20 protein-coding genes and 1 pseudogene are annotated in these 19,310 nt (G+C 41.6%); 6 read left to right on the top strand and 15 right to left on the bottom strand.

The features are described 5' to 3' along the window. The first annotated feature begins 143 nt into the window (after nucleotides 1–143). Nucleotides 144–572, top strand: a complete 429-nt coding sequence (locus AC3ITG_RS08170) for a hypothetical protein (protein WP_489253412.1) — start codon at nucleotides 144–146, stop codon at nucleotides 570–572. A gap of 112 nt (nucleotides 573–684) precedes the next feature. Here the strand turns inward: AC3ITG_RS08170 and AC3ITG_RS08165 are convergent, their stop codons facing one another. The 9 genes and pseudogenes from AC3ITG_RS08165 to AC3ITG_RS08125 all read right to left on the bottom strand — a co-directional run bounded on the left by AC3ITG_RS08165 (nucleotide 685) and on the right by AC3ITG_RS08125 (nucleotide 6,892). Further along, a complete protein-coding gene (locus tag AC3ITG_RS08165; RefSeq protein WP_489253411.1) occupies nucleotides 685–954 on the bottom strand; it encodes an SHOCT domain-containing protein in 270 nt (89 codons plus the stop codon). A gap of 92 nt (nucleotides 955–1,046) precedes the next feature. Further along, nucleotides 1,047–1,430, bottom strand: a complete 384-nt coding sequence (locus AC3ITG_RS08160; RefSeq protein ID WP_488731312.1) for a hypothetical protein — start codon at nucleotides 1,428–1,430, stop codon at nucleotides 1,047–1,049. Nucleotides 1,431–1,460: 30 nt separating this feature from the next. Beyond that, on the bottom strand, nucleotides 1,461–1,985 hold the full coding sequence (locus AC3ITG_RS08155) for an ATP-grasp domain-containing protein (RefSeq protein WP_489254441.1): 525 nt from the start codon (nucleotides 1,983–1,985) through the stop codon (nucleotides 1,461–1,463). Between the two features lie 6 nt (nucleotides 1,986–1,991). Then, nucleotides 1,992–2,201, bottom strand: coding sequence for a hypothetical protein (locus AC3ITG_RS08150; RefSeq protein WP_489253410.1), 210 nt, complete (start codon nucleotides 2,199–2,201; stop codon nucleotides 1,992–1,994). Nucleotides 2,202–2,770: 569 nt separating this feature from the next. Next, nucleotides 2,771–3,277: a DUF6985 domain-containing protein gene (locus AC3ITG_RS08145; protein WP_400346778.1), complete on the bottom strand. Its 507-nt coding sequence runs from the start codon at nucleotides 3,275–3,277 to the stop codon at nucleotides 2,771–2,773. A gap of 889 nt (nucleotides 3,278–4,166) precedes the next feature. Then, nucleotides 4,167–4,625: a DUF2262 domain-containing protein gene (locus tag AC3ITG_RS08140; RefSeq protein ID WP_269054878.1), complete on the bottom strand. Its 459-nt coding sequence runs from the start codon at nucleotides 4,623–4,625 to the stop codon at nucleotides 4,167–4,169. 96 nt (nucleotides 4,626–4,721) lie between these two features. Continuing rightward, nucleotides 4,722–5,282: a MepB family protein gene (locus tag AC3ITG_RS08135; protein WP_489253409.1), complete on the bottom strand. Its 561-nt coding sequence runs from the start codon at nucleotides 5,280–5,282 to the stop codon at nucleotides 4,722–4,724. Between the two features lie 72 nt (nucleotides 5,283–5,354). After that, nucleotides 5,355–6,218 (bottom strand): phosphotransferase, encoded by an 864-nt coding sequence (locus tag AC3ITG_RS08130; protein WP_489253408.1) that lies wholly within the window; start codon nucleotides 6,216–6,218, stop codon nucleotides 5,355–5,357. A gap of 122 nt (nucleotides 6,219–6,340) precedes the next feature. Continuing rightward, nucleotides 6,341–6,892 (bottom strand): annotated as a pseudogene (locus tag AC3ITG_RS08125) (HAD-IIIA family hydrolase). A gap of 235 nt (nucleotides 6,893–7,127) precedes the next feature. Here AC3ITG_RS08125 and AC3ITG_RS08120 point away from each other — a divergent pair. Then, nucleotides 7,128–7,637, top strand: coding sequence for an RNA polymerase sigma factor (locus AC3ITG_RS08120; RefSeq protein ID WP_079696400.1), 510 nt, complete (start codon nucleotides 7,128–7,130; stop codon nucleotides 7,635–7,637). A 2-nt stretch (nucleotides 7,638–7,639) separates the two neighbouring features. Beyond that, a complete protein-coding gene (locus tag AC3ITG_RS08115; RefSeq protein ID WP_090954236.1) occupies nucleotides 7,640–8,692 on the top strand; it encodes an anti sigma factor C-terminal domain-containing protein in 1,053 nt (350 codons plus the stop codon). 161 nt (nucleotides 8,693–8,853) lie between these two features. Here AC3ITG_RS08115 and AC3ITG_RS08110 read toward each other — a convergent pair whose 3' ends face one another. The 3 genes from AC3ITG_RS08110 to AC3ITG_RS08100 form a co-directional block, all read right to left on the bottom strand. Next, nucleotides 8,854–9,717, bottom strand: coding sequence for a DUF4085 family protein (locus tag AC3ITG_RS08110; protein ID WP_489253407.1), 864 nt, complete (start codon nucleotides 9,715–9,717; stop codon nucleotides 8,854–8,856). Nucleotides 9,718–9,745: 28 nt separating this feature from the next. Next, nucleotides 9,746–10,261, bottom strand: a complete 516-nt coding sequence (locus AC3ITG_RS08105) for a hypothetical protein (RefSeq protein ID WP_269054885.1) — start codon at nucleotides 10,259–10,261, stop codon at nucleotides 9,746–9,748. Between the two features lie 760 nt (nucleotides 10,262–11,021). Next, nucleotides 11,022–11,339 (bottom strand): winged helix-turn-helix transcriptional regulator, encoded by a 318-nt coding sequence (locus tag AC3ITG_RS08100; protein ID WP_176854745.1) that lies wholly within the window; start codon nucleotides 11,337–11,339, stop codon nucleotides 11,022–11,024. A gap of 316 nt (nucleotides 11,340–11,655) precedes the next feature. Here AC3ITG_RS08100 and AC3ITG_RS08095 point away from each other — a divergent pair, with 316 nt between their 5' ends. Beyond that, nucleotides 11,656–12,264 (top strand): NAD(P)H oxidoreductase, encoded by a 609-nt coding sequence (locus AC3ITG_RS08095; RefSeq protein WP_489253406.1) that lies wholly within the window; start codon nucleotides 11,656–11,658, stop codon nucleotides 12,262–12,264. A 270-nt stretch (nucleotides 12,265–12,534) separates the two neighbouring features. Here the strand turns inward: AC3ITG_RS08095 and AC3ITG_RS08090 are convergent, their stop codons facing one another. From AC3ITG_RS08090 to AC3ITG_RS08080, 3 genes are all read right to left on the bottom strand, one after another. Beyond that, nucleotides 12,535–13,116, bottom strand: coding sequence for a hypothetical protein (locus AC3ITG_RS08090; protein WP_489253405.1), 582 nt, complete (start codon nucleotides 13,114–13,116; stop codon nucleotides 12,535–12,537). A gap of 284 nt (nucleotides 13,117–13,400) precedes the next feature. Beyond that, the gene (locus AC3ITG_RS08085) at nucleotides 13,401–14,273 is read right to left on the bottom strand and encodes a carbohydrate ABC transporter permease (protein WP_488731307.1); all 873 of its coding nucleotides are present in this window, start codon (nucleotides 14,271–14,273) and stop codon (nucleotides 13,401–13,403) included. Nucleotides 14,274–14,289: 16 nt separating this feature from the next. Beyond that, on the bottom strand, nucleotides 14,290–15,147 hold the full coding sequence (locus AC3ITG_RS08080; RefSeq protein WP_371129260.1) for an ABC transporter permease: 858 nt from the start codon (nucleotides 15,145–15,147) through the stop codon (nucleotides 14,290–14,292). Nucleotides 15,148–15,422: 275 nt separating this feature from the next. Here AC3ITG_RS08080 and AC3ITG_RS08075 point away from each other — a divergent pair, with 275 nt between their 5' ends. Together AC3ITG_RS08075 and AC3ITG_RS08070 are read left to right on the top strand one after the other, a co-directional pair. Then, the gene (locus AC3ITG_RS08075) at nucleotides 15,423–17,228 is read left to right on the top strand and encodes a sensor histidine kinase (RefSeq protein WP_489253404.1); all 1,806 of its coding nucleotides are present in this window, start codon (nucleotides 15,423–15,425) and stop codon (nucleotides 17,226–17,228) included. Nucleotides 17,229–17,656: 428 nt separating this feature from the next. Next, on the top strand, nucleotides 17,657–19,264 hold the full coding sequence (locus AC3ITG_RS08070; RefSeq protein ID WP_489253403.1) for a response regulator transcription factor: 1,608 nt from the start codon (nucleotides 17,657–17,659) through the stop codon (nucleotides 19,262–19,264). Nucleotides 19,265–19,310: the final 46 nt, after the last annotated feature.

The following is a 19,310-nucleotide window of genomic DNA, read 5'->3' as shown; positions in this document are numbered from 1 at the left end:
CCTGATTCACAACTCCTTACTTATATTAAACTGTAATTGATTAACTGTTATGTTTACATGCATATAACGTATTGTCAAACCAAGTGCGAGGGAATTACTCTGGAGGATTTGTGAATACCACTATATAGAAAGAGGTAATCATCATGACAAATATAGCATTTTTCCCGATTCTTCTGCTCTTCCTTCTTCTCACAGCCTGCGCTTCAGAAGTTCCTACTGAAAATCATGACACTGAAGTTATGCTAAGAGATGAGGCTATGCCCATGATTGCAGATGTTGAGACTAACTATCCCGAAAAAGAAGGTTGGATTGTAGTTCCTACAGATAGCACAGAGTTAAATATCACAGTAGAGGCGACCAACGCGGAAACACTTCTTTTCTGGGCCGTTCCAACAGGAACTGAGACTTGGGGAGAACGAGAACTTATTGGGTATGATACTAACGAGGACGATGGTTGGAAGTTAACGTGGGATATTACGGGTAAGTCTGTGCATCACCACGTGATTGTTCAGGCATTGGGGAGTGATGGTAAGACCATTACTGATGAAACGATAAAGATTACGAATGAGTAAGGTTGATTTAAATCCTTTAATTAACGAAGATATAATTAATAATGGAGGCATCCACCGATAACTATTATCTTAGATGGTCCTCCATTATTTTTGTATGTAAGTTATCTCTGAACTATTTGATCTTGGAAAGCAGCTTCTCTTTCTTTTGATCAAATTCATATTCGGAGATGATATTTTTCTCTTTTAACTCACCTAACTGTAACAGTTGTTCATGAACATTCACAGGTGCCTTTTTTCTCTTGCTAGATATAATCAAGGCTAGAATTGAGAAAAGCAGACCATACAGGACAGCCATAATTCCCATTCCTGCTGCGGCACCCGAACTTTCTTGCGAACTATCTAGAAAAAGAACTCCTATTAATAAAAATTTAATACGAACCAAATGAGGCTGACGATCGATAATGCTTTCAATGAATATTCCTCCTAAATGTTATGTATATTACTATTCAAAATCAGGAAAGGCAGGTCAGAAGGCTAAACATCAACCTCGTCCCAGTTAATAATGACGTAACCAAGCTGAAACAGCAGGATGACAATATAACTGATGTTAATCGCCAAGCTGGTCTTAGCTTTCTTGATCTGATACAAGTACTCTTCTTTGTTCATTTTTCCGCGTTCCAGCTTGGACTTGATCTTTTGTTTTTCTTTCCATAACATATAGAACTCAAGTACTGCAAATACTCCCCACGCCAATGGGTATACCAGTAACACTGCATTAGCAACTGACAACAGCATAAGGGAACCTTCATCCAAACCTTTCTCAATTCCTACCTTAAAGCTTACATTCACGCTTAAGGTCAGAATGACTAAACCAAAACCTATGAAACTTAAATATGGTGTGAATTTGGAGCTTCGCATGTGCTCTTCCTTTCCGGCAATCTCCATTTGTCATAAAGTTCTTAGATAATCTGTGGTACTCGTTAATTCTGACCATCTGGCTGAGAGGAATATCGCATAATTTACCGGGCTGATTCCATAGGTTCCTAAAGAATGACCATCATTGATCTCTACCAGTTTCATATTTCCTTCTTGATCCACGCCAAAATCCATTCCATATGCAGCCGGTGCATCCTTAAAATCGCTAATTGCTTTCTCGATAACGCTAGCATTCAACGTTGAATCCCATGCCCCTTTATAGCGCCTGATATCCAGAATTTCTCCGTAACGTATAAAACAACGCCACTCTGTCTTAAAATCGACAATCTCGGAACACCATATGCTAGTATCCTCGTTCTCCTCCACAAGTCCAATAAAATCGATGTATTCTTTCACCACTTTTCCTGCAAACTTTTTGGTAGTATCCTTCGGTTTGATGAACACATTCCAACTTTCTTTATCTTGAAAAAGTTCGTTAATCGTTGTACTCCACACTTTTCTTCCCAGGTAACCTGCTAAGGCATCTGGATAGTCTATTTCTCCTTATGCTCTTTCCAATCCTAATTGTTCTAGACGCTTTCTTACATTGCCTATGCCTCCCACTAGTAAGCTTTCGGGGCTATTATCCTGGATCTCTCGTAAATCAAAAAATTTAATGGTTTCCCACCCCAATGAACTGAAGCCTTCATTAGCAATAAACGCATTAACATTATAGAAGTCTCCATTGTTATTAGTTTGTATATAGGCTCTCATCGGATTCTCCTCCTCACTAATTTTCATTGTTACATAAAATACAGCCATGACATGACAAGTACGTTTCATGCTTCCCACATTTCGAGTACCCTCTTGGAATAGTTGGGGGATCATCATCCTCTTCAATCTCAGACCACTGCAGGTAATAATCCAGATTAACATTATGTTTATAGAAGGCGTAAATCATCACCTTAAACTGCTCCAAACATTGTATGACCCAATCTTTACGTGGTTCATAACTTAATTTCGTCCACCCTGCTTCGATGATTGCAATAGTAATCATGCGTAGCATAAATTATTTTTCTTCATCAAAGGTGTCTATAGTCCTTGGTATCTCATCAATCTCGAAACCAACCGTACCGATCCTCACGACAGACTGATCCCGCTGTGCCAGCCAGATCGTCATTTCTCTCTCCCGATTCGCCGTCTTGGCTAATATCGACCCACTGATTACAAGCCCTCTAAAAAAACTGACGTTAATCCTTTAGACATGCGTAATGTTTCAAACGTGGGGTCAAGATTACTGGCATTGAAATACTATTCGCCATAGTCGTCCCTCTTTTCTGCCTCTATTCGCTCTCATCCGCTTCAGTCCAGATTGCAAATTCTCCGTATCCCAAATACTCATGTACCTCAAGTACCTTATGGCCATGTATCACGATTTCCATGCCATTTTCAGTGTCCCATTTGGTGCCTCCACCCAGAATCGCTCCCAAGCTCTTATCATTCGAATTGTAGGGGTTCCGATAAAGTTCAACGTAACCAACCGACATGAATGCCAGAATGTCCTTGCCTTCAGCTTCAGCCAAACCAGCAGGATATTCCGCCGTATCACTCGACATTTTCTCTGTTTTCCATTCATATGATAGTTTGCATATTTCATTAATTGTTTTATCCGGCAAACAATTTAGCACGTTCTGGATATATAACTCCGCTTCTTCCAAACTCATATCTTGCGTACTAAAGTGATACTCAACTTCGCATTGAAACAAATCAAGCAAACCAAATCCGGACATCCGATTCTCTTCTGCAGGGTCTTCTGCGCCTACATGCTTCAAACAAAAATTTTCAGTCATACCTTACCTCCTTCAGTTAATCTCCACAAATGTCACAGAGGAACAACTCCGGCAACCCCTGTTTGATGAATCCACCCACCTTGAGAGGAATCTGTCTAATAAGCATCATCAAACCCACAAAATCAGCCAGCACCTGCGTGATGCGTAAAACACAATATAAAAGCATTTGTTCTTTTGGTGTATGTAAATCTAATCACCTCATTCTAAGTATCCTAGATAATACCTTCTCTTACGAGTTCACTTTTTCTTGAGGGTCTTAGGACGATGTCCTTGGGCGATCCAATTCGTTCTCCTGTCTGTCCACTATAAAACATTCCGCATGTCCTACACTCTTTAACCACATTACCATTCCCTAAGTTTGTGTAATATCGAAGATCACCCTCGCAAACATCACAGCATTCTTGGTATGATCTATGGAAAATAAGAAAATTCCCAACCAAAGAAATATATAGATGGAAATAATATTTCACTTCTCGTTCAACCTGCATCCTCGCGATTAACCTTTTGGATTCCTCAACCATGTCGTCTGAAAATGCTAATTCCTCGATATCCATATACATAAGTTGATCATTTAGCCATTTTGTCCAATCCGGATATGTATTCTTTATAAATTTCTCGATATGATTCCAGGATTGTTGTATCCCCTCGATAACTCTCTGTGGATGTACCGTCCCCTGTTCAAATATTACATACGTCGAAAGTATTTCGTTAGCCTTCTTGATATGACTATAAATATTCATGAATTCACCTCATCTTTCTTTAGCCATGCCTTCATATTGCGATGTCTCCCCAGATCTGCTGTATCAATTTCATCGATTGCCTTGTACTTTGCTTTCTCCTAAAATTTCAATAGATATGATAATGGCTGACTGGCTTAACGTTTCCTCACCTAAACATCTGCATCAATTAAATTATAGTCATGATCAAATTTTGCATGAATCCGATGTCCACCGAATAAATCTCCATCTGAACATTCACAGTATATATAGTTCACTAGAAATGCGATATCCAGTAACGATATGACTCTTTCAAAGTCTTCTGTGGTTACATCATATTTCCCAGCATCTACATCATCCCAATTTAAATTCTCATCATCTTCATCGTATTCAGGCCAAAAATCATTTTTATAATCAATTAAATGATGTGCTATCTGTGTCTTAGCCCTTTTTTCAAATTCCTCAGACTGACAGAATAGTTTTTCTGCTCTATTCATCAATTCATCTACATTAGCACTTTCATTCTCAAGCTTTAAACTGTAATATACTTTCCCTTCCGTATGTTCATAGGTATTAAATTCCTCGTTATAGATAAACAGACCTATTATTTTACTACTAATTGTCTTTTCCATAGGTGATTACCTCTCTTCTTCATTTTATCTAGATCAATATTTCATTTCATATTCATGCCCCACCAATATCCTATTTCTATTATCAGATTTTTTCTTTCACTTTTGAATGTTGCCATAAAGAATTTGTACATGTTCACAGTTTAGTGGTTCGGCATCAGGTACTTCCAGAAAGTGTTCCAGCTGCCATTGCTGCGTTTTTAGAGCCTGCTTACTTGTTGGCTTATCCCAAGGCGGATATACACGTATGGCACGCTTGCCACCTTTGCCTTGATCCGATACGATATCTCGCTGTAACAATACATGCTTTGGAAATACAAATTGACCCAAGTGGCTGCCTGTGCGCGTACTAATGACATATACATCTGCTGGATCTGATACATCATATGGATGTGTCGATCCATCCTCACTCCGCTGCCACAGGGTAACAAATTGTCCAATCTTGGTTGGCGTGGTTTTGGCGACGCGAAATCGAATGGAGAGAGAATTTAAGGTGAACACATAGGCCCCGTATTCAGCATTTTGTGCTTCTTCATGTGGTTGTGAGCAAACAAAGCCACACTTGTCATAGATAAGTTCTTTACTGGCAAGTAAGTCGCCATGAAGTATATCGGGGGTCGTCCAAATATTCGGACGATTCAAACTACTTTTGTTATCCAACTTGTGATATCTCTCCTGTCTTGTATAGTCTGAACTAAAGCATTTGCGAATAGCTGTAAAAACTTTGCTAGTTCAAAGTTCCTGACATAATCGCTTCCATTCCTGCCATGCCTTCAAATACTCAGGCAGATCATTAGGGTGATGCTTGTTACTCAACCCAATTCGGCAATATAGATGGACCAGAGCTTCCTCAATCAATCTGGATTTATCCATTTCCACCTGTTCCAGAAGTTCGAACGTAGAAAATAATGTTTCGGTGTTGATATCATCCGGCGAAGAGCTAAAAGCATACAAGAAATCATAGAGGATAGGTCCAACCATTGGAGATGGGTCAATAACGCCGATGAGTTCATTTTGAGCATATACAAAATTATGAACCCCCGTATCGCCATGCAAAAGAAACTTCTCTTCTTCCTCATGAAACAGCCGATCCACTTTGGATTGAACCAGATTATAATCATATATCGTTAAAATACTTCCGATATTCATCTTTGCTTCATGAATACTGATCTGATTGAATTCTTTCCATGTCTTCTGTGGGAACTCTATTCTGCCCCATGATTTCGTATCTGAAGAACGCACATATGTATTGAATAACTCTTTCACCAGACGAGTTAACCAGTCTCTTTTCTGGCCCCGGTTGAAATGGGTCGTGCCTTCCATATACGTATAAATAAAATAAGTGTTAGCCGGATCAGTCAACAAAACTTCAGGCAATAACGGAGAATTCTTATATGTGTCCAAAAATTGCTGGGCGATGTGAATCTGTTCGGGTTCATCTGATTTCAGAATATAATGCTTATTCAGATTGGTACTCAACCGATAAACACGTCCAGCTGTGGTACCTGACAAACTTTGAATTCCAGATATTTCTTCATTGATATGATGCATCTTGAATAAGTTATTGATCTCATTAATCGTTGGATTGATTAGCATATGGTCCTCCTCATATAACTGGGATATTGATTCATTTGGTAAACATAAGGTGAGTTTAGACTCCAGTTGCACAGTGGGTTATCTTTCCAAACGGGCTCGTTCTTCTTGCTTGGAACTAAAAATTATTTTCTGAATTCCCTTCCATGAATGATCCATTGTACGGCATCCCAAATATCCTCTGCGATATAATCAGGTTCGGTCTCTGTCCATTTGTCTCTGAATTTGGTTAATGAAGATTATTCTCCCCAGCCGGTTCTCACCATGATCTTGGTCGCTCCTACGGCATGGGCAGCAAGCATGTCGGTATCCCCCACGTCACCAATAACTATGCATTTTGATAAATCCAGATCGTGTTGCTCAGAAGCATGTAACAACATAGCAGGTTTCGGCTTTCTGCAGCTGCATTCTTGTTCATGTGGACATATATAGGACTGATCAAATCCATATTCACGAAATTGTTCTTCAAAATCTTGAACAGTTGCTTCTCTACGAGAAATTCTGTATTGATTTGTAAAAGCAAAGACCTTAATTCCGCTTGTTTTTAAAAGCATGATTGCTTCCTTCGCATTCGGATATAATTCAAAATCTCTAGGATGGATAAAGTGACCTGTCCCACCGATTGTTCCATCTCTATCCATAAAAACAGCTTGTACATCCAAATTTGATTTGGTCATGGTCTGTTCCTTTCCAAGAGAATTTTACATTGTTAAGCTACACTATGTTTTTCGAGCCCCATTTAAAAGTTTTTTTCTAAACTTTCTCATTAATGATATGTTTTTTGTTCTCTTACTTATGGTTACTCCTTTTTCTTATTTTAGTTTTCTAAAGAAACCTCCTAAAATTTTCAATTTTACTGTAACATTATTTGACTTGACCCGTTGTCTAAAGAGAAGGAGGAGGAAACTTGAAATGAGGAGTGATTTATATGCCGAACTATTCAAGCAGTACCAATCCTCCCTGCATCTCTATCTATACCGTATGTGTGGATCTCAGGAGACAGCTGAGGAGTTAGTTCAAGAAACCTTTTACAGAGCCATGGTATCCATGAAAGCAGAGCATGCAAGTTACGCCAGAGCCTGGCTATACAAAGTAGCTCGGCATTTATTTATTGATTGGTATCGTAAATATCGTGGAGAAATTCAAATGAATCGAGAGATGGAGCAACAAGCGACAGAAAATACATATCGTTCCCCTGAGGAAGTGCTCACAGCTCGTGAACGTACCCTTCGTATTCAACAAGTGATGAAGAAACTTCCCGAACAGTATAGGACCATTTTGGTGCTACGAGAAATGAACGAGTTATCTTATAAAGAACTTTGCGAGATTCTGGATATGAACATGAACAAGGTTAAGGTCACTCTTTTTCGCGCCAGAGAACGATTCAAAGCAGAGATGCTTCAAATGAAAGGAGACGTTTGAGAATGTCTAAAACACCACATGATGAGGAACGTGTATTTCAGGAAGAGGATTTTGAGTATCAGCGTCCTGAATGGGGTCATAAGCAGTTTAAACGAATGGTTTGGAAAACGAGATGGAAGTTTTTCCTAAATGCAGGAGGAGCTCTTTTTCTAGTATTTATGGTATATCACATCTATGTATCGTCACTCCATATCTATTTTGATCAATCAGCGGTACGTAACAATTTCATGCGGTCCATTATATCTGTTGTTGAAATGCATGGTGACGGACTTCGTGTAGAAAAAAAAATAAATGTTCAACCTTTTGAAGTAACCCCGTTTTTAACTCAAAAAGCTAATTTGAAAATATATCGACACGTAGGTTCATGGGAGGTAATCACAGGTGAAATTCAAGCTGAACTCAGTATAACCGGTAAATTCACCTATACGATTACTAATACAGGAGCGTATATGAATGGCAATAACCCAGGCCCTTTCTATCTCCCTTATTCACTAGTGGGTGGTAAATCTGATCATAATGATTCTGAGGAAAGTAGTAGCCTTAAGCGGCTAGGTAAAATTGATGATGGACATGTCGCAGAGATGTCATTATCCTTGAAAAATCTAGCGTCTCCCGACCAACTGATGCAGCTTCTCTCAGATTACGATGTTGCGGTGACCGCCATGCCGATCTATTCAGGCGAATTCACCGAGCCTGGTGTTTCCTATTCACGCGCAGGAATGTTCGACTATAATATTCCTCATCTTAGCCTTAAGCCTCTTTATGAATTCAATGACAATGGTGCAAGATGGTTTAATTACTTTGTATCTGACGATGCAGGACAGATGAAAGAACAGGTTCAAGCCATGATGTCTGATCTAGAATGGATGTCAAACCATATTGAGTACAGTGGTGCTGAACTGGATAAACAACGTCTTGCCTATTTAAAAAAGAATGGCGTTCAAGTATATGGCGCGGTTGTTACTGGTCCCGTACGAGAGTTAGAGAAACTTACAAAGGTCCCGGAATTCCAACATTTCCATTTGAATCGAGTAGAGATATGGAATTGGGATTAAGATGACTTATCCAGTATCGACATTACGTTTCATATAAAAAAGAGATGATACCTGTTTAATCAGTGGTATTATCTCTTTTTTTTGATTTCTTTTACCATAAAATCACCTTGTGTAACGTTATTGTTGCGAGAAGCTTTAGTTTCTCTACCGTCGCCTCTGCCTCACTCTTCTTCTGCGAGAATATCTTCACAGCGAACGATCAGTTCAGGCATATTTTCTCCGTAAAATAAAACATGAAGCTCATATCCGTTATCGATCCGATACAACTCCTGATACAGCCAGTAACTGCCTACAATCTCTCCTTCTCGCTTGATGATTTCGGGTGCAATCAGCGTAAGTTTATTCATATTAGTGAAGCCTCCACTGGTATCAAAACGAATGACAACTTCCTCTCCCGTCAGCAGTTCCGTCACTGTACAATCATGAAACTGAACCCGGCTACGAATTTCATCCGGAATATCCTGCGCTAAAATGGCCTCCCTGTATTCTTTCGATACGCGGTCCATCTCTCTCGTATTTTCCGCACTCTGTTTCTTTAACTGAAGCAATATTTCTCTTGTGCAATACCCAAGCGTAAACAAACGGATATCCGCAATTTGCTCAACGATGTTTTGGGGTAAACGCTCTTTCTGGCTTTGGACACTCCATTCCATCATTTCTTTATACTCTTCTTTGCATTTTTTCTCGTCAAAAGGTGGGCGGACATCATACTCCGCAATAAGCTTCTCAATATGCGCTCTTTGTTCTGGCGGCATATGATAAATCATCTTATCCTCTTCAGCTACCGCTTCCTCACTAAAAAACTGGTCAGCACGTACAAGAACCGTACCATCATGCTTCAGCATAGAACGAGGATCGATGTTATATATCTCACGTTCCACATTTACATGCGCTTTTTCTTTTCTTTTGTACAGCCTCAGAAAAAGTGCTTCGTCCAATTCGTAAGCCCCTCTATGTACCCTCATCCCAAAATGAAGCCCTGTCTGCTGACACAGCTCATACCATTCTTTCGTTCGATATCTCATATGCATCTCTCCTGCTGATTTTTAAAATCTATTTTGCTATTGAGGCGTAGAGCTTTTTAATTTGTGTTGAGAATTTAGCTGCACCTGGAATTCGTGTGCGTTTAAAATAAACTGTTAATTGTTTAGTATGATTTTTGACCATATCATATTCAATAATGGTTTTAGCGATGACAGACCTCGTAAAGCCTAAAACCTCGACAACTTCAGATCGATCTCCTTCATCAGGCTCCTCTCCCTCTGGGAATTCCCCGTCCGGATCATCGTCTAATTGCTCACTGAACGTTAATCGAGCCGCCACATAAGACATAATCTTGTCCTTGTCTTCGGCGATCTGCTCCATGATCCACTGAACACATTCTTCCTCTATTGGAGACGAGACCCCAAAGCCCTCCAGAACATATTTCCGCTCTCTAAAAGAATCCATTAATAGCGCTGCTTCATAGTTGGCATGCTCGACAAACTTGACGTGGGGTTTTAGCTGAACGAGCTCGGCAATGACGTTTTTATACCAATCACTTGTTAGTAATTGTTCTATTGTTTTCAACGTGTACACCTCCAGAACTTTCAAATTTTATTCGGCAAAAGGAACAATATTACGCTCTCATCATCCTCATGACATACGGTCTCAATACAATAAACTACGATTCTACGCCAAGGTTTGAAAGAACTTGTGTTTCATATCTTTATGATTCCGTGCCGCCCATGCATGTAACTCCTCTAATCCTTCGGACTCCTGATTTCTTTGGAAATAAAAGCATAAATCCATCGGAACTAACCGTTTTCCATAGAGTTTAATACCAATCCGTCTGTAATTCACATAAATACACTCAATCTGGGATGCATCGTATTTCCGATGTTTTGTAGAGATCACATGATCGCTTTCCAGCGTAATGCTCGGTTTGGTAAATAACAAACGCCGGATCAAAAAAATGATATAACCCAGAATAAAGGTCAATATAATGATCAGGGAATACTTCAGAATACCATTTTCGTCGAATATAACATTTCTGAAAAAAATAACCTCAATGGCCAGCATGCATATTAAATTCAGTACAGCTCTGGGGTAAGTCGTCGAATATGTGATAAGATATTCCTCCTATTCTTTCTCTCCATTGGTACTTGCTATGTTCAAGATTTAGTCGGACAGACTGGCTCTCGTCTACATATCTATGGGAAATCCCTGATTAAAGTCTCTACGTTTACCTACTCATCCCTCTCTATCCGACTAATTTGGTTGACAGAACACCAACATATAAATGGATTAGCGTTATCATCCATCACTGAACTGGACCAAATTCGCCTCTTCAACACTCTGGAGAGTCAAACTCCTCCAACACCTTGAACTTATCCCCGTGAACCTTTTCAAGGTGCTCCTCTCCCCAATAGCACAAAAAGTCCAAAGCAGGTTTGAGTCCCCAACCGTAACTCGTTAACTCATATTCCACTTTTGGAGGAACCTCCGAATACACCTTTCGCTGCACGATCTCGTCCTTTTCCAAACCTCTGAGCTGCGTTGTCAACACTTTCTGCGTGATGTCCGGTATCAACCGACGCAGCTCCGATGTACGTTTTCGCCCTGTCATCAAATGATAAATAATCAAAGGCTTCCACTTCCCGCCCATCACTTCCAAGGCCGCCTCCACGCCGACTTTATATTTCTTTGGAGTGCTCGTTTTTCCATGTTCCGTCAACTTTTATCCCTCCTTCATCAAGCTGTTGCCGAGGTAAAATCATAACCCTCTTACTTCTCTTCGTTTCGTTATTTGAACTCCATTTCGAGGCAGTGATTCAGGGTACTTTGATGTTCCTATGGCACTTCATTCTTCCTATAGAACATCAAAGTGCGTACTTCCAGATGTTTTCATACCTGTTTATAATAGCATCAGCCAGCGATTCATGGCTACAAGACAGCAATGCAGAAAGGTAGTGAAAGATAAGATGAATGTATTAGTCGTTGTGTCGCATTCGAGAAAAGATTCCCTAACCTTCCAGGTTACCGATCATTTTGTGCAGGGTCTTGCCGAGGCTGGTCACGATTTTGAGATATTGGATTTGCATGGCATTGGCTTCAACCCTGTTCTCCAAGGCATAGATGAACCTGACTTTACCAAGGAACATCAGGTATTCTCCCCTGAGATAGAAGCGGAGATCGAGCGATTGAAGAAGCACGATGCTGTCGCTTTTGTGTTTCCTCTCTGGTGGTGGCATCTGCCAGCCATGCTGAAAGGGTATGTGGATCGTGTAATGAACAACGGGTTTGCCTACGGCTCGAACAAGCTTCATCATCAGCAGATGTTATGGATTGCTCTTGCGGGCGTAACGGAAGAACAGATGAAGAAGCGAAACTATGATGAATCGATCACGAATCTGCTCAATGTGGGTATTGCCAATTACTGCGGCGTGCCCCAGTCGAGCGTTGAATTTTTATATGAAACGTTGGATGCGCAGCCTGAGCATTATGAGGCACTTCTGAAACAGGCGTATCAGTTGGGACTAAATTATGATAACGCGATCCCGACTCCATACCGGTATTACTCCCCTATATGAGGTCTGAAGTTTTGTTGTAAGTTCGGTGGCTTGAAGCCTTTTTTGTGAAAATAAATCACGTTAACCATCACGCTAATCTCTCGAGTTTAAGAACAACTACCCTTTAAAACACAAAAAGGTCGCTCCGAAGAGCGACCCTACATTTGTGTCATTCATTATTTTACTGTCGAAAGAAGAAACTTCACCATCATGCTAAGATCGATGATGCCATGGTTACTCAGATAGGTTGTATGTGCGTAATCCATCAACTCCAGAGTTATGTTTATGTTCTTAATATCGTTCTTTAAACCTACTGATCCACCAATCCCTCTTCATTAAATATTCAATTTTGATTGGCATAATAATGTATTGTTCTGTTACTTCAATCAGCTCATTGGGACCATTATAGATTAAATCCACATTTAAGTGAAATGGTTTAATTTTTCTACCCACTTCATCTTCAAATTCTTGAACATAACGTATAAGGTCAGGTGTTCCTTCCCAGTAATTCATTGCAGCTTGCCCGCCCGCTGGCATGTACCACCAATGTCTAAAGGATGGCCATAAATGAACCAATACCTCCCTTAATTCATGTTGTTCAACTAACTCAAAGTCGGGCCGTCCTAGCACAAATGATACATGATGATTATTTTTATGCGCCTTCTGTTGAATGCTGCGATCCCAGAACCATTTCCATTGTATTTCAAGTTTTTGATGAAGTTGATCTGATTCTACCATTTGTCTGGAAGGCCATAGAATATTCTCATTGATATCCTCTTTAAGAAGGCCATACGTACTCGCTACATAGATCAAAAAGTTCAATTCAAAGTCACTGGATATACAAACGGACCATGAGTTATGGTTTTGAATCATTGATATTTCTCCTTTCACGCAAAAGCATGAGATCTACGTTGGGATAATCTATTATTTGGAAAATTTTTAAGGGTAACCATCATAACTTCTGCACTTCGTACACAACTCTATATAAATGAAAAAGGATATCTATTTCATTGTTTCCATCGTACCATTTTATTCAAATAAAGGTAATACACTACATATGTGCAATTTCTTTTTCCATGCAAAAAAGAAGCCACCTCCCTGGCCTTCCACCAGTTCAGCAGCTCCTTTTCCACACCTATTCGTACCACTACTCGACTCTACTCCTTCACAGCACCAACTACGATCCCAGTAACAAAGTACCTTTGCAAGAATGGATACACAAGCAGGATCGGCAGTGCGCTGATAAAGATCTGCGAAGCCCTTATGGTCCGTTGCGACAGGTTCTTCACCGCTTCTGGATCAAGCTTCGACATATCGGCCTGCACGATGATCGTCTGCATGAATGTCGCGAGTGGAAGTTTTTCCGCATCACGGATGTAGATGATTCCGTCAAAATATGCGTTCCAATGCCCAACCATCATGAAGAGTGAAACCGTTGCAATAACGGGTACAGAGACGGGCAGATAGATTTTGATAAATGTCTGCAAGTGCCCTGCCCCATCGATAAATGCAGCTTCCTCCAGATCTTTGGGAACGGTACGGAAGAAATTCAGCAGCAGGATAATGTTGAACACCGCAACCAATCCTGGCAGGATCAAGGCCAGCAATGTGTTCATCAGTCCCAGCTTTAGAATCAGGATGTACCCCGGAATGAGACCACCGCTGAACAGCATCGTGATGACAAAATACCACAGATAGATGTTGCGTGCACGGAACACCCGCGTCTCTTTGGAGAGCGCGTAGGCTGCAATCGTATTGACGATTAACGCAAGCCCTGTTCCCAGTACCGTCCGCTCCACAGACACCCACAGGGAGGAGAGGAAATTGCTATTGGCGAACGTCTTAGCATACGCCTCCAGTGTAAAACCAATCGGCCAGAACGTCACCAGTCCAGCATTGGCAGGAGCAGATGCGCTCAGTGATACCATGAGTAAGTGATACAAAGGCAGCAAGCAGAGCAGCGAAAGGATGGTCAGTAACACATTGTTGATTATGCTGAATATGCGGTAAGGCATCGTTTTATGATACATGAGTTCGTCATCCTTTCTAGAAAATTCGGTATCCGGCGAATCGGTAAGCCAGTCGGTAGGAGATCACAATCAGGATCAGGCTGATGACCGATTTGAACAGATTCACGGCGGTAGCGAAACTGAACTGCCCACTTAGCAGACCTTCTCTATACACAAACGTATCGATAATATCTCCTTGTTGGTAAATCAATGGACTATATAAGTTAAAGATCTGGTCAAAGTTGGCGTTAAGCACATTGCCCAGTGCCAGGGTTGCGATTACGATCCCAATGGGAATAAGTGCCGGGATGGTAATATACATCGTTTGCTTCCAGCGTCCTGCCCCATCCACTTCAGCCGCTTCATAGAGTGCCGGGTTAATGCCAGACAGTGCCGCGAGGAAGATGATCGTGTTGAATCCAAACTCTTTCCAGACATCACTCGCAATAATCGTGAATCGGAACCAGCTGCCATCCCCCAGAAAGAAGATTGGCTTAATGCCGAATACGGAGACCAGGAACTGATTGACAATACCCGTCTGCGCCAGAATATCGATCAGAATGCCTGACAGCGTAACCCAAGACAAAAAGTGCGGAAGATATACGAGCGTTTGAATGGTTCTTTTCAGCGCCATCTTCCGTACCTCATTAAGTAATAAGGCGAAGACAAACGGAATAATTAGGTTCATAATGATCTTGGAACAGGCAAAAAACAGCGTGTTCCACGTAATTTGCAGGAAATAATCATTCTCCCACATGTATCTGAAATGCTTCAGTCCGACCCATTCGGAATCGAAAAAACCCAGTGCAGGTTTATAGTCTTGAAATGCCATCAAAATCCCGGACATCGGAATGTATGAAAATATAAAGACCATAATGGCCGCCGGCAACACCATCAAGTGCAGAATCCATGGTTGTTTGTAGCGTTTTTTTGTTTTTCTGTTCGGCTTGCTCCCAATGTCCGCCTGAGGTACCCGGTTAGCTTCCATATTAGCCTCCATAGCGCGCTCCTGTTCCCAAAAAAAGTTTTTGTGTGTAATGGGGATCTCTGCTATAAATAGTATCAGGCATTTCTCAGGTCTGACTATATAACATTGTTAGGCTTGATAGTGTTTTGTTAGGAACATCATCTGAAGAGATTGTTTACACACGAATTTGAAGGAGACTTTTTATGAATATATGGAAGCGCTTTATATCATTGGGAAGAACGTCCAGATCCCGGTTTAGTCTATTTGCCAAAATAAACTGTTTAATTGTGGTCCTCTTCATCCCCATTATTATCATGTATACCTACTCGAACAACGTCACTTATGATGTTGTAAGCAAAGAGCTACAGGTCTCCAATACGAAGCAGCTCACGTTTTTATCCAGTCAGATCGATTCCCGAATCAATCAGATGATGGATTTCAGTCTTATTCTCTCCAGAGATCCCAATGTCAGAGCATTTAATGGCTTGAACATATGGAATGATCGTTATGACAAGATGCAGACCCGATATGTTATTCAGGAAAAGCTGATGCTGCAATCCGGTGTTACCGATATATGGCCCACTCGATATGCTGTGCATTCACAGCAGAATCAAGATGTCATTGCCAACTATAATAGAACATCCGGGTATGATGAGGATTATTTGAAAAGAAATATGAGCGGACAATGGACATACGGTGATGGTGCCGAGTCCAAAGAGGATATGAAATCCTTTTATTGGTTCTTTACGGATTCCTTGGCCCAGCCGGGCATGTTGACGGGAAGCAATCTGGTGATTGAAGCCAGCTTCAGTTATGAGAACATTCAGAACATGCTGGATACGTATAAGGCAGGTGGACAAGGTGATCCCTTCTTTTATCACAAAGGAAATTCGCCTATTCTGAACCGCAGTGCAGACAAGCAGCTATCCGAGGAACTTATTCGTTATCTGGATGAACACTCTACCGAGGATACCACACAGGATGTCGTCAAGCTGAACGGGAAAAAGTATCTGGTTAGCTCGGTGAAATCCTCTTATCTGGATTGGCATTTGGTCGATGTGGTACCCCTCTATCAGATTCTACAGCCGATCTCGCTCAGTCGGAACTTGTTCTATCTTTTTATGATTCTGCTGTTTGTGGTGGGCATTTCCGCTTCGATTCTGTTATATCGAAACATTCAATATCCGATCAAAAAGCTGATTCAGGGCTTACGCCGCGTGCAGCGCGGAGATTATTCTGTACGTCTGCATAGCAAGGATCAGAATGAATTCTCGTTTTTGTTCCATCGATTCAATGATATGTCACATCAGATTCAAGACCTGATCGAGAACGTGTTCCAGGAAAAAATCAGGGCCAAGGAAGCTACGCTGAAACAGCTACAGGCGCAGATCAATCCTCATTTTCTGTATAATTGTCTTGGCTATATTATCAACATGGCCCAGATGAAGGACGAGCAAGCCGTAGTCTCTATGGCGCATAACCTAAGTGCCTACTATCGTTATACGACACGAGTGGAGCGAGAAACATCTTCTCTAAAAGAAGAAATCAATCTGCTGGTCAACTATTTGGACATCCAGAAGCTGCGTAATGGACGAATTGAATATCACATCGACATCCCTGAGGATATGCTTGCCCAATCCGTACCACGATTAATGCTGCAACCGATTGTGGAGAATTCCGTCATTCATGGCGTGGCGAAGTCGTATTCATCTGGTGAAATCCGGATTACTGGCGAGAGCTCGAACGGGTTCTGCAAAATTTACATCGATGACGATGGACCTGGCTTGAGCCCGGAACAGTTGGAGTCGTTGAATCTGAAAATGCAGCAGCCGCTGCAGGAGGAAATGGGCTGTGGCCTATGGAACACGAATCAGCGAATCATGCATCTATTCGGCAATCAATCCTACCTTCTATTCGGCCCATCCCCTCTCGGCGGATTCCGAACCGAGATGATCTGGGAGATCCCGAAAGAGGATACGGATTCGAGCGAAAATAGCGATAATAATTGATATCGATCCTAACGATAAATTGACGAATTAATTTTGAACAAGATCACGTACACGATAACGCAGAGGACAGAAAAAACCTGAAGAAACGGAGTGCTCGGAAGTGCTAGCCTATCCAGCCTTTCTTAAAAGAATGCTGGATAGGGGCATAGGCTTCGCCTTTATTACAATTCCACCTTTATATAAAGGCCTTGTTTAAAATAAATGGTTAGAGTACATGTGAACCAAGCGAAGGATTGAAGGGATTCTGTAGAAACGAAGTGTTCGCCTTTCAAGCACCATTTTAACCTTATAATCTTCTAATTCAGAAAATGGGGCTTGAACAGCGATCGAAAGAACCCTTCAAATCCGTAGCGACTTTGTTCAATTCACGTATCCTTTGATTTTAATTATTGGCCTTATATACCAACCACCAAGGGAGACAATACAACATGCAAATGATCATCGTAGACGATGAAGCACACTGGGTAGATAACCTGTCCATGACCAAACCCTGGCATACGCTGGGGATCGAACAGGTGCACAAAGCATACTCGGCACACGAAGCACTTCAGCTGATTGATACGCACCCTATAGATATAGTGATCTCGGATATTCAAATGCCCGAAATGACAGGTATTGAACTGATTGAACGGATCAGAGTCCGTGACAAAAAAATAAAGTGTATTCTTTTATCGGGACATTCCGAATTCGATTACGCTAAAAAAGCCATCCAGTTCGAGGCCGTCGATTACTTGCTTAAACCACCGACAGATGATGAATTGATGGGCGCCGTTCAGAAAGCCATCGATCAATTAAACACCGAATGGGAACTCGTAAGTTCATTGAAACGAACCCAGTTTACCCTGCGGGAGAATCTGCCGCATTTGCGGGGTCGATTGCTCCTTGAGGCTTTGCAGGGACATCGCATTGCCTCCAGCGAATGGGCACGAAAACTTGCGAATTACGATCTGCCCTTCCACGCCGGGGATTGCGCGTTAATGCTTGTACGTATGGAAGAAGAATTCGGGCAATATGACAACAACGATCAAACCCTGCTTGAATATGCGGTCATCAATATGGCGGAAGAGATTATGGGTGAGTTTATGGAAGTGTGGGGCGTCAAGGAGGAACATGGGTATCTGGTGTTTTTGCTTCAACTGAAAGTGAACAACACCGACATTGGCAAAGAAACCATACTGGAGAAGCTTTCCGTACAGCTTCAGTCCAAAGTTAAGCAGTTTCTGAAGGGGTCCCTCTCCATCGTCATCACCGAATGGTTCGCATTTCCCGATCAGCTATATGATCGTTTTCGGCAGGCCTCCGCTTATTTCCGGCAAATCGTCGGAGACGAACGTGAATTCGTGATGCGGGTCAGCGACGTGGAGACTCCGTCGGCACAAGGCCCGCTGGATGTCCTGTATACCCCACCCACTTTCATTCATCTGTTAGAGAGTGGTCAATGGGATGCGGCAGAAGAAAAAATACTAGCCGTCTGTGAGGAGCTGGATGAGAAATGGTCGGAATCGTGGGAGCATTGTATGGAGGCTGGTTTTTTAATTACGGCTTCGTTCACCAATCTCGCACACCGAAACAAGCTGACTTTGGCCAATTTAATGGGTGACGATATCGAGTGGTTGCAGAGCGGGGAAGCTTTTACCACCATCAGTAAACTGCGCAAATGGTCGCTTAGTGTACTCAGCAAACTCAAGGAAGGCACGTCCAACGAGATCAAGGACATCCGTTCAGAATATGTGAAGAAGATTCAGGATTTTACAGATAAAAACCTGCATCTGGATGTTTCTTTGCGTGTACTGGCTGACCATGTCAATCTGCATCCAACCCATTTGTCCAAGATCTATAAGATTGAAACGGGCGAAGGCATCAGTGATTATATCTCTCGCCTACGCATGGATCGGGCCTGCCACAAGCTGGTTACGACCACCAAAAAAGTATATGAAATCAGCATGGAGATTGGCTATATGGACCCGGCTTATTTTATTAAAGTGTTCAAGCGTCAATTCGGCGTCACGCCGCAGGAGTACCGAGACCAGCATTAATTTGCATAATAGAGTCCTATCGAAACTAACAAACTCATATAGATGC

This window comes from Paenibacillus sp. GL_099_B, from assembly GCF_057835695.1.
Note: the sequence above shows the minus strand (reverse complement) of the source record. Positions and strands in the feature narration are given on the sequence as shown.

Bases quoted from the DNA above. Each gene is read 5' to 3' on its own strand.
- AC3ITG_RS08170 (WP_489253412.1), top strand. From the start codon at position 144: ATGACAAATATAGCATTTTTCCCGATTCTTCTGCTCTTCCTTCTTCTC.
- AC3ITG_RS08160 (WP_488731312.1), bottom strand. From the start codon at position 1,430: ATGCGAAGCTCCAAATTCACACCATATTTAAGTTTCATAGGTTTTGGT.
- AC3ITG_RS08150 (WP_489253410.1), bottom strand. From the start codon at position 2,201: ATGAGAGCCTATATACAAACTAATAACAATGGAGACTTCTATAATGTT.
- AC3ITG_RS08145 (WP_400346778.1), bottom strand. From the start codon at position 3,277: ATGACTGAAAATTTTTGTTTGAAGCATGTAGGCGCAGAAGACCCTGCA.
- AC3ITG_RS08140 (WP_269054878.1), bottom strand. From the start codon at position 4,625: ATGGAAAAGACAATTAGTAGTAAAATAATAGGTCTGTTTATCTATAAC.
- AC3ITG_RS08130 (WP_489253408.1), bottom strand. From the start codon at position 6,218: ATGCTAATCAATCCAACGATTAATGAGATCAATAACTTATTCAAGATG.
- AC3ITG_RS08120 (WP_079696400.1), top strand. From the start codon at position 7,128: ATGAGGAGTGATTTATATGCCGAACTATTCAAGCAGTACCAATCCTCC.
- AC3ITG_RS08115 (WP_090954236.1), top strand. From the start codon at position 7,640: ATGTCTAAAACACCACATGATGAGGAACGTGTATTTCAGGAAGAGGAT.
- AC3ITG_RS08110 (WP_489253407.1), bottom strand. From the start codon at position 9,717: ATGAGATATCGAACGAAAGAATGGTATGAGCTGTGTCAGCAGACAGGG.
- AC3ITG_RS08100 (WP_176854745.1), bottom strand. From the start codon at position 11,339: ATGGGCGGGAAGTGGAAGCCTTTGATTATTTATCATTTGATGACAGGG.
- AC3ITG_RS08095 (WP_489253406.1), top strand. From the start codon at position 11,656: ATGAATGTATTAGTCGTTGTGTCGCATTCGAGAAAAGATTCCCTAACC.
- AC3ITG_RS08090 (WP_489253405.1), bottom strand. From the start codon at position 13,116: ATGATTCAAAACCATAACTCATGGTCCGTTTGTATATCCAGTGACTTT.
- AC3ITG_RS08085 (WP_488731307.1), bottom strand. From the start codon at position 14,273: ATGTATCATAAAACGATGCCTTACCGCATATTCAGCATAATCAACAAT.
- AC3ITG_RS08080 (WP_371129260.1), bottom strand. From the start codon at position 15,147: ATGGTGTTGCCGGCGGCCATTATGGTCTTTATATTTTCATACATTCCG.
- AC3ITG_RS08075 (WP_489253404.1), top strand. From the start codon at position 15,423: ATGAATATATGGAAGCGCTTTATATCATTGGGAAGAACGTCCAGATCC.
- AC3ITG_RS08070 (WP_489253403.1), top strand. From the start codon at position 17,657: ATGCAAATGATCATCGTAGACGATGAAGCACACTGGGTAGATAACCTG.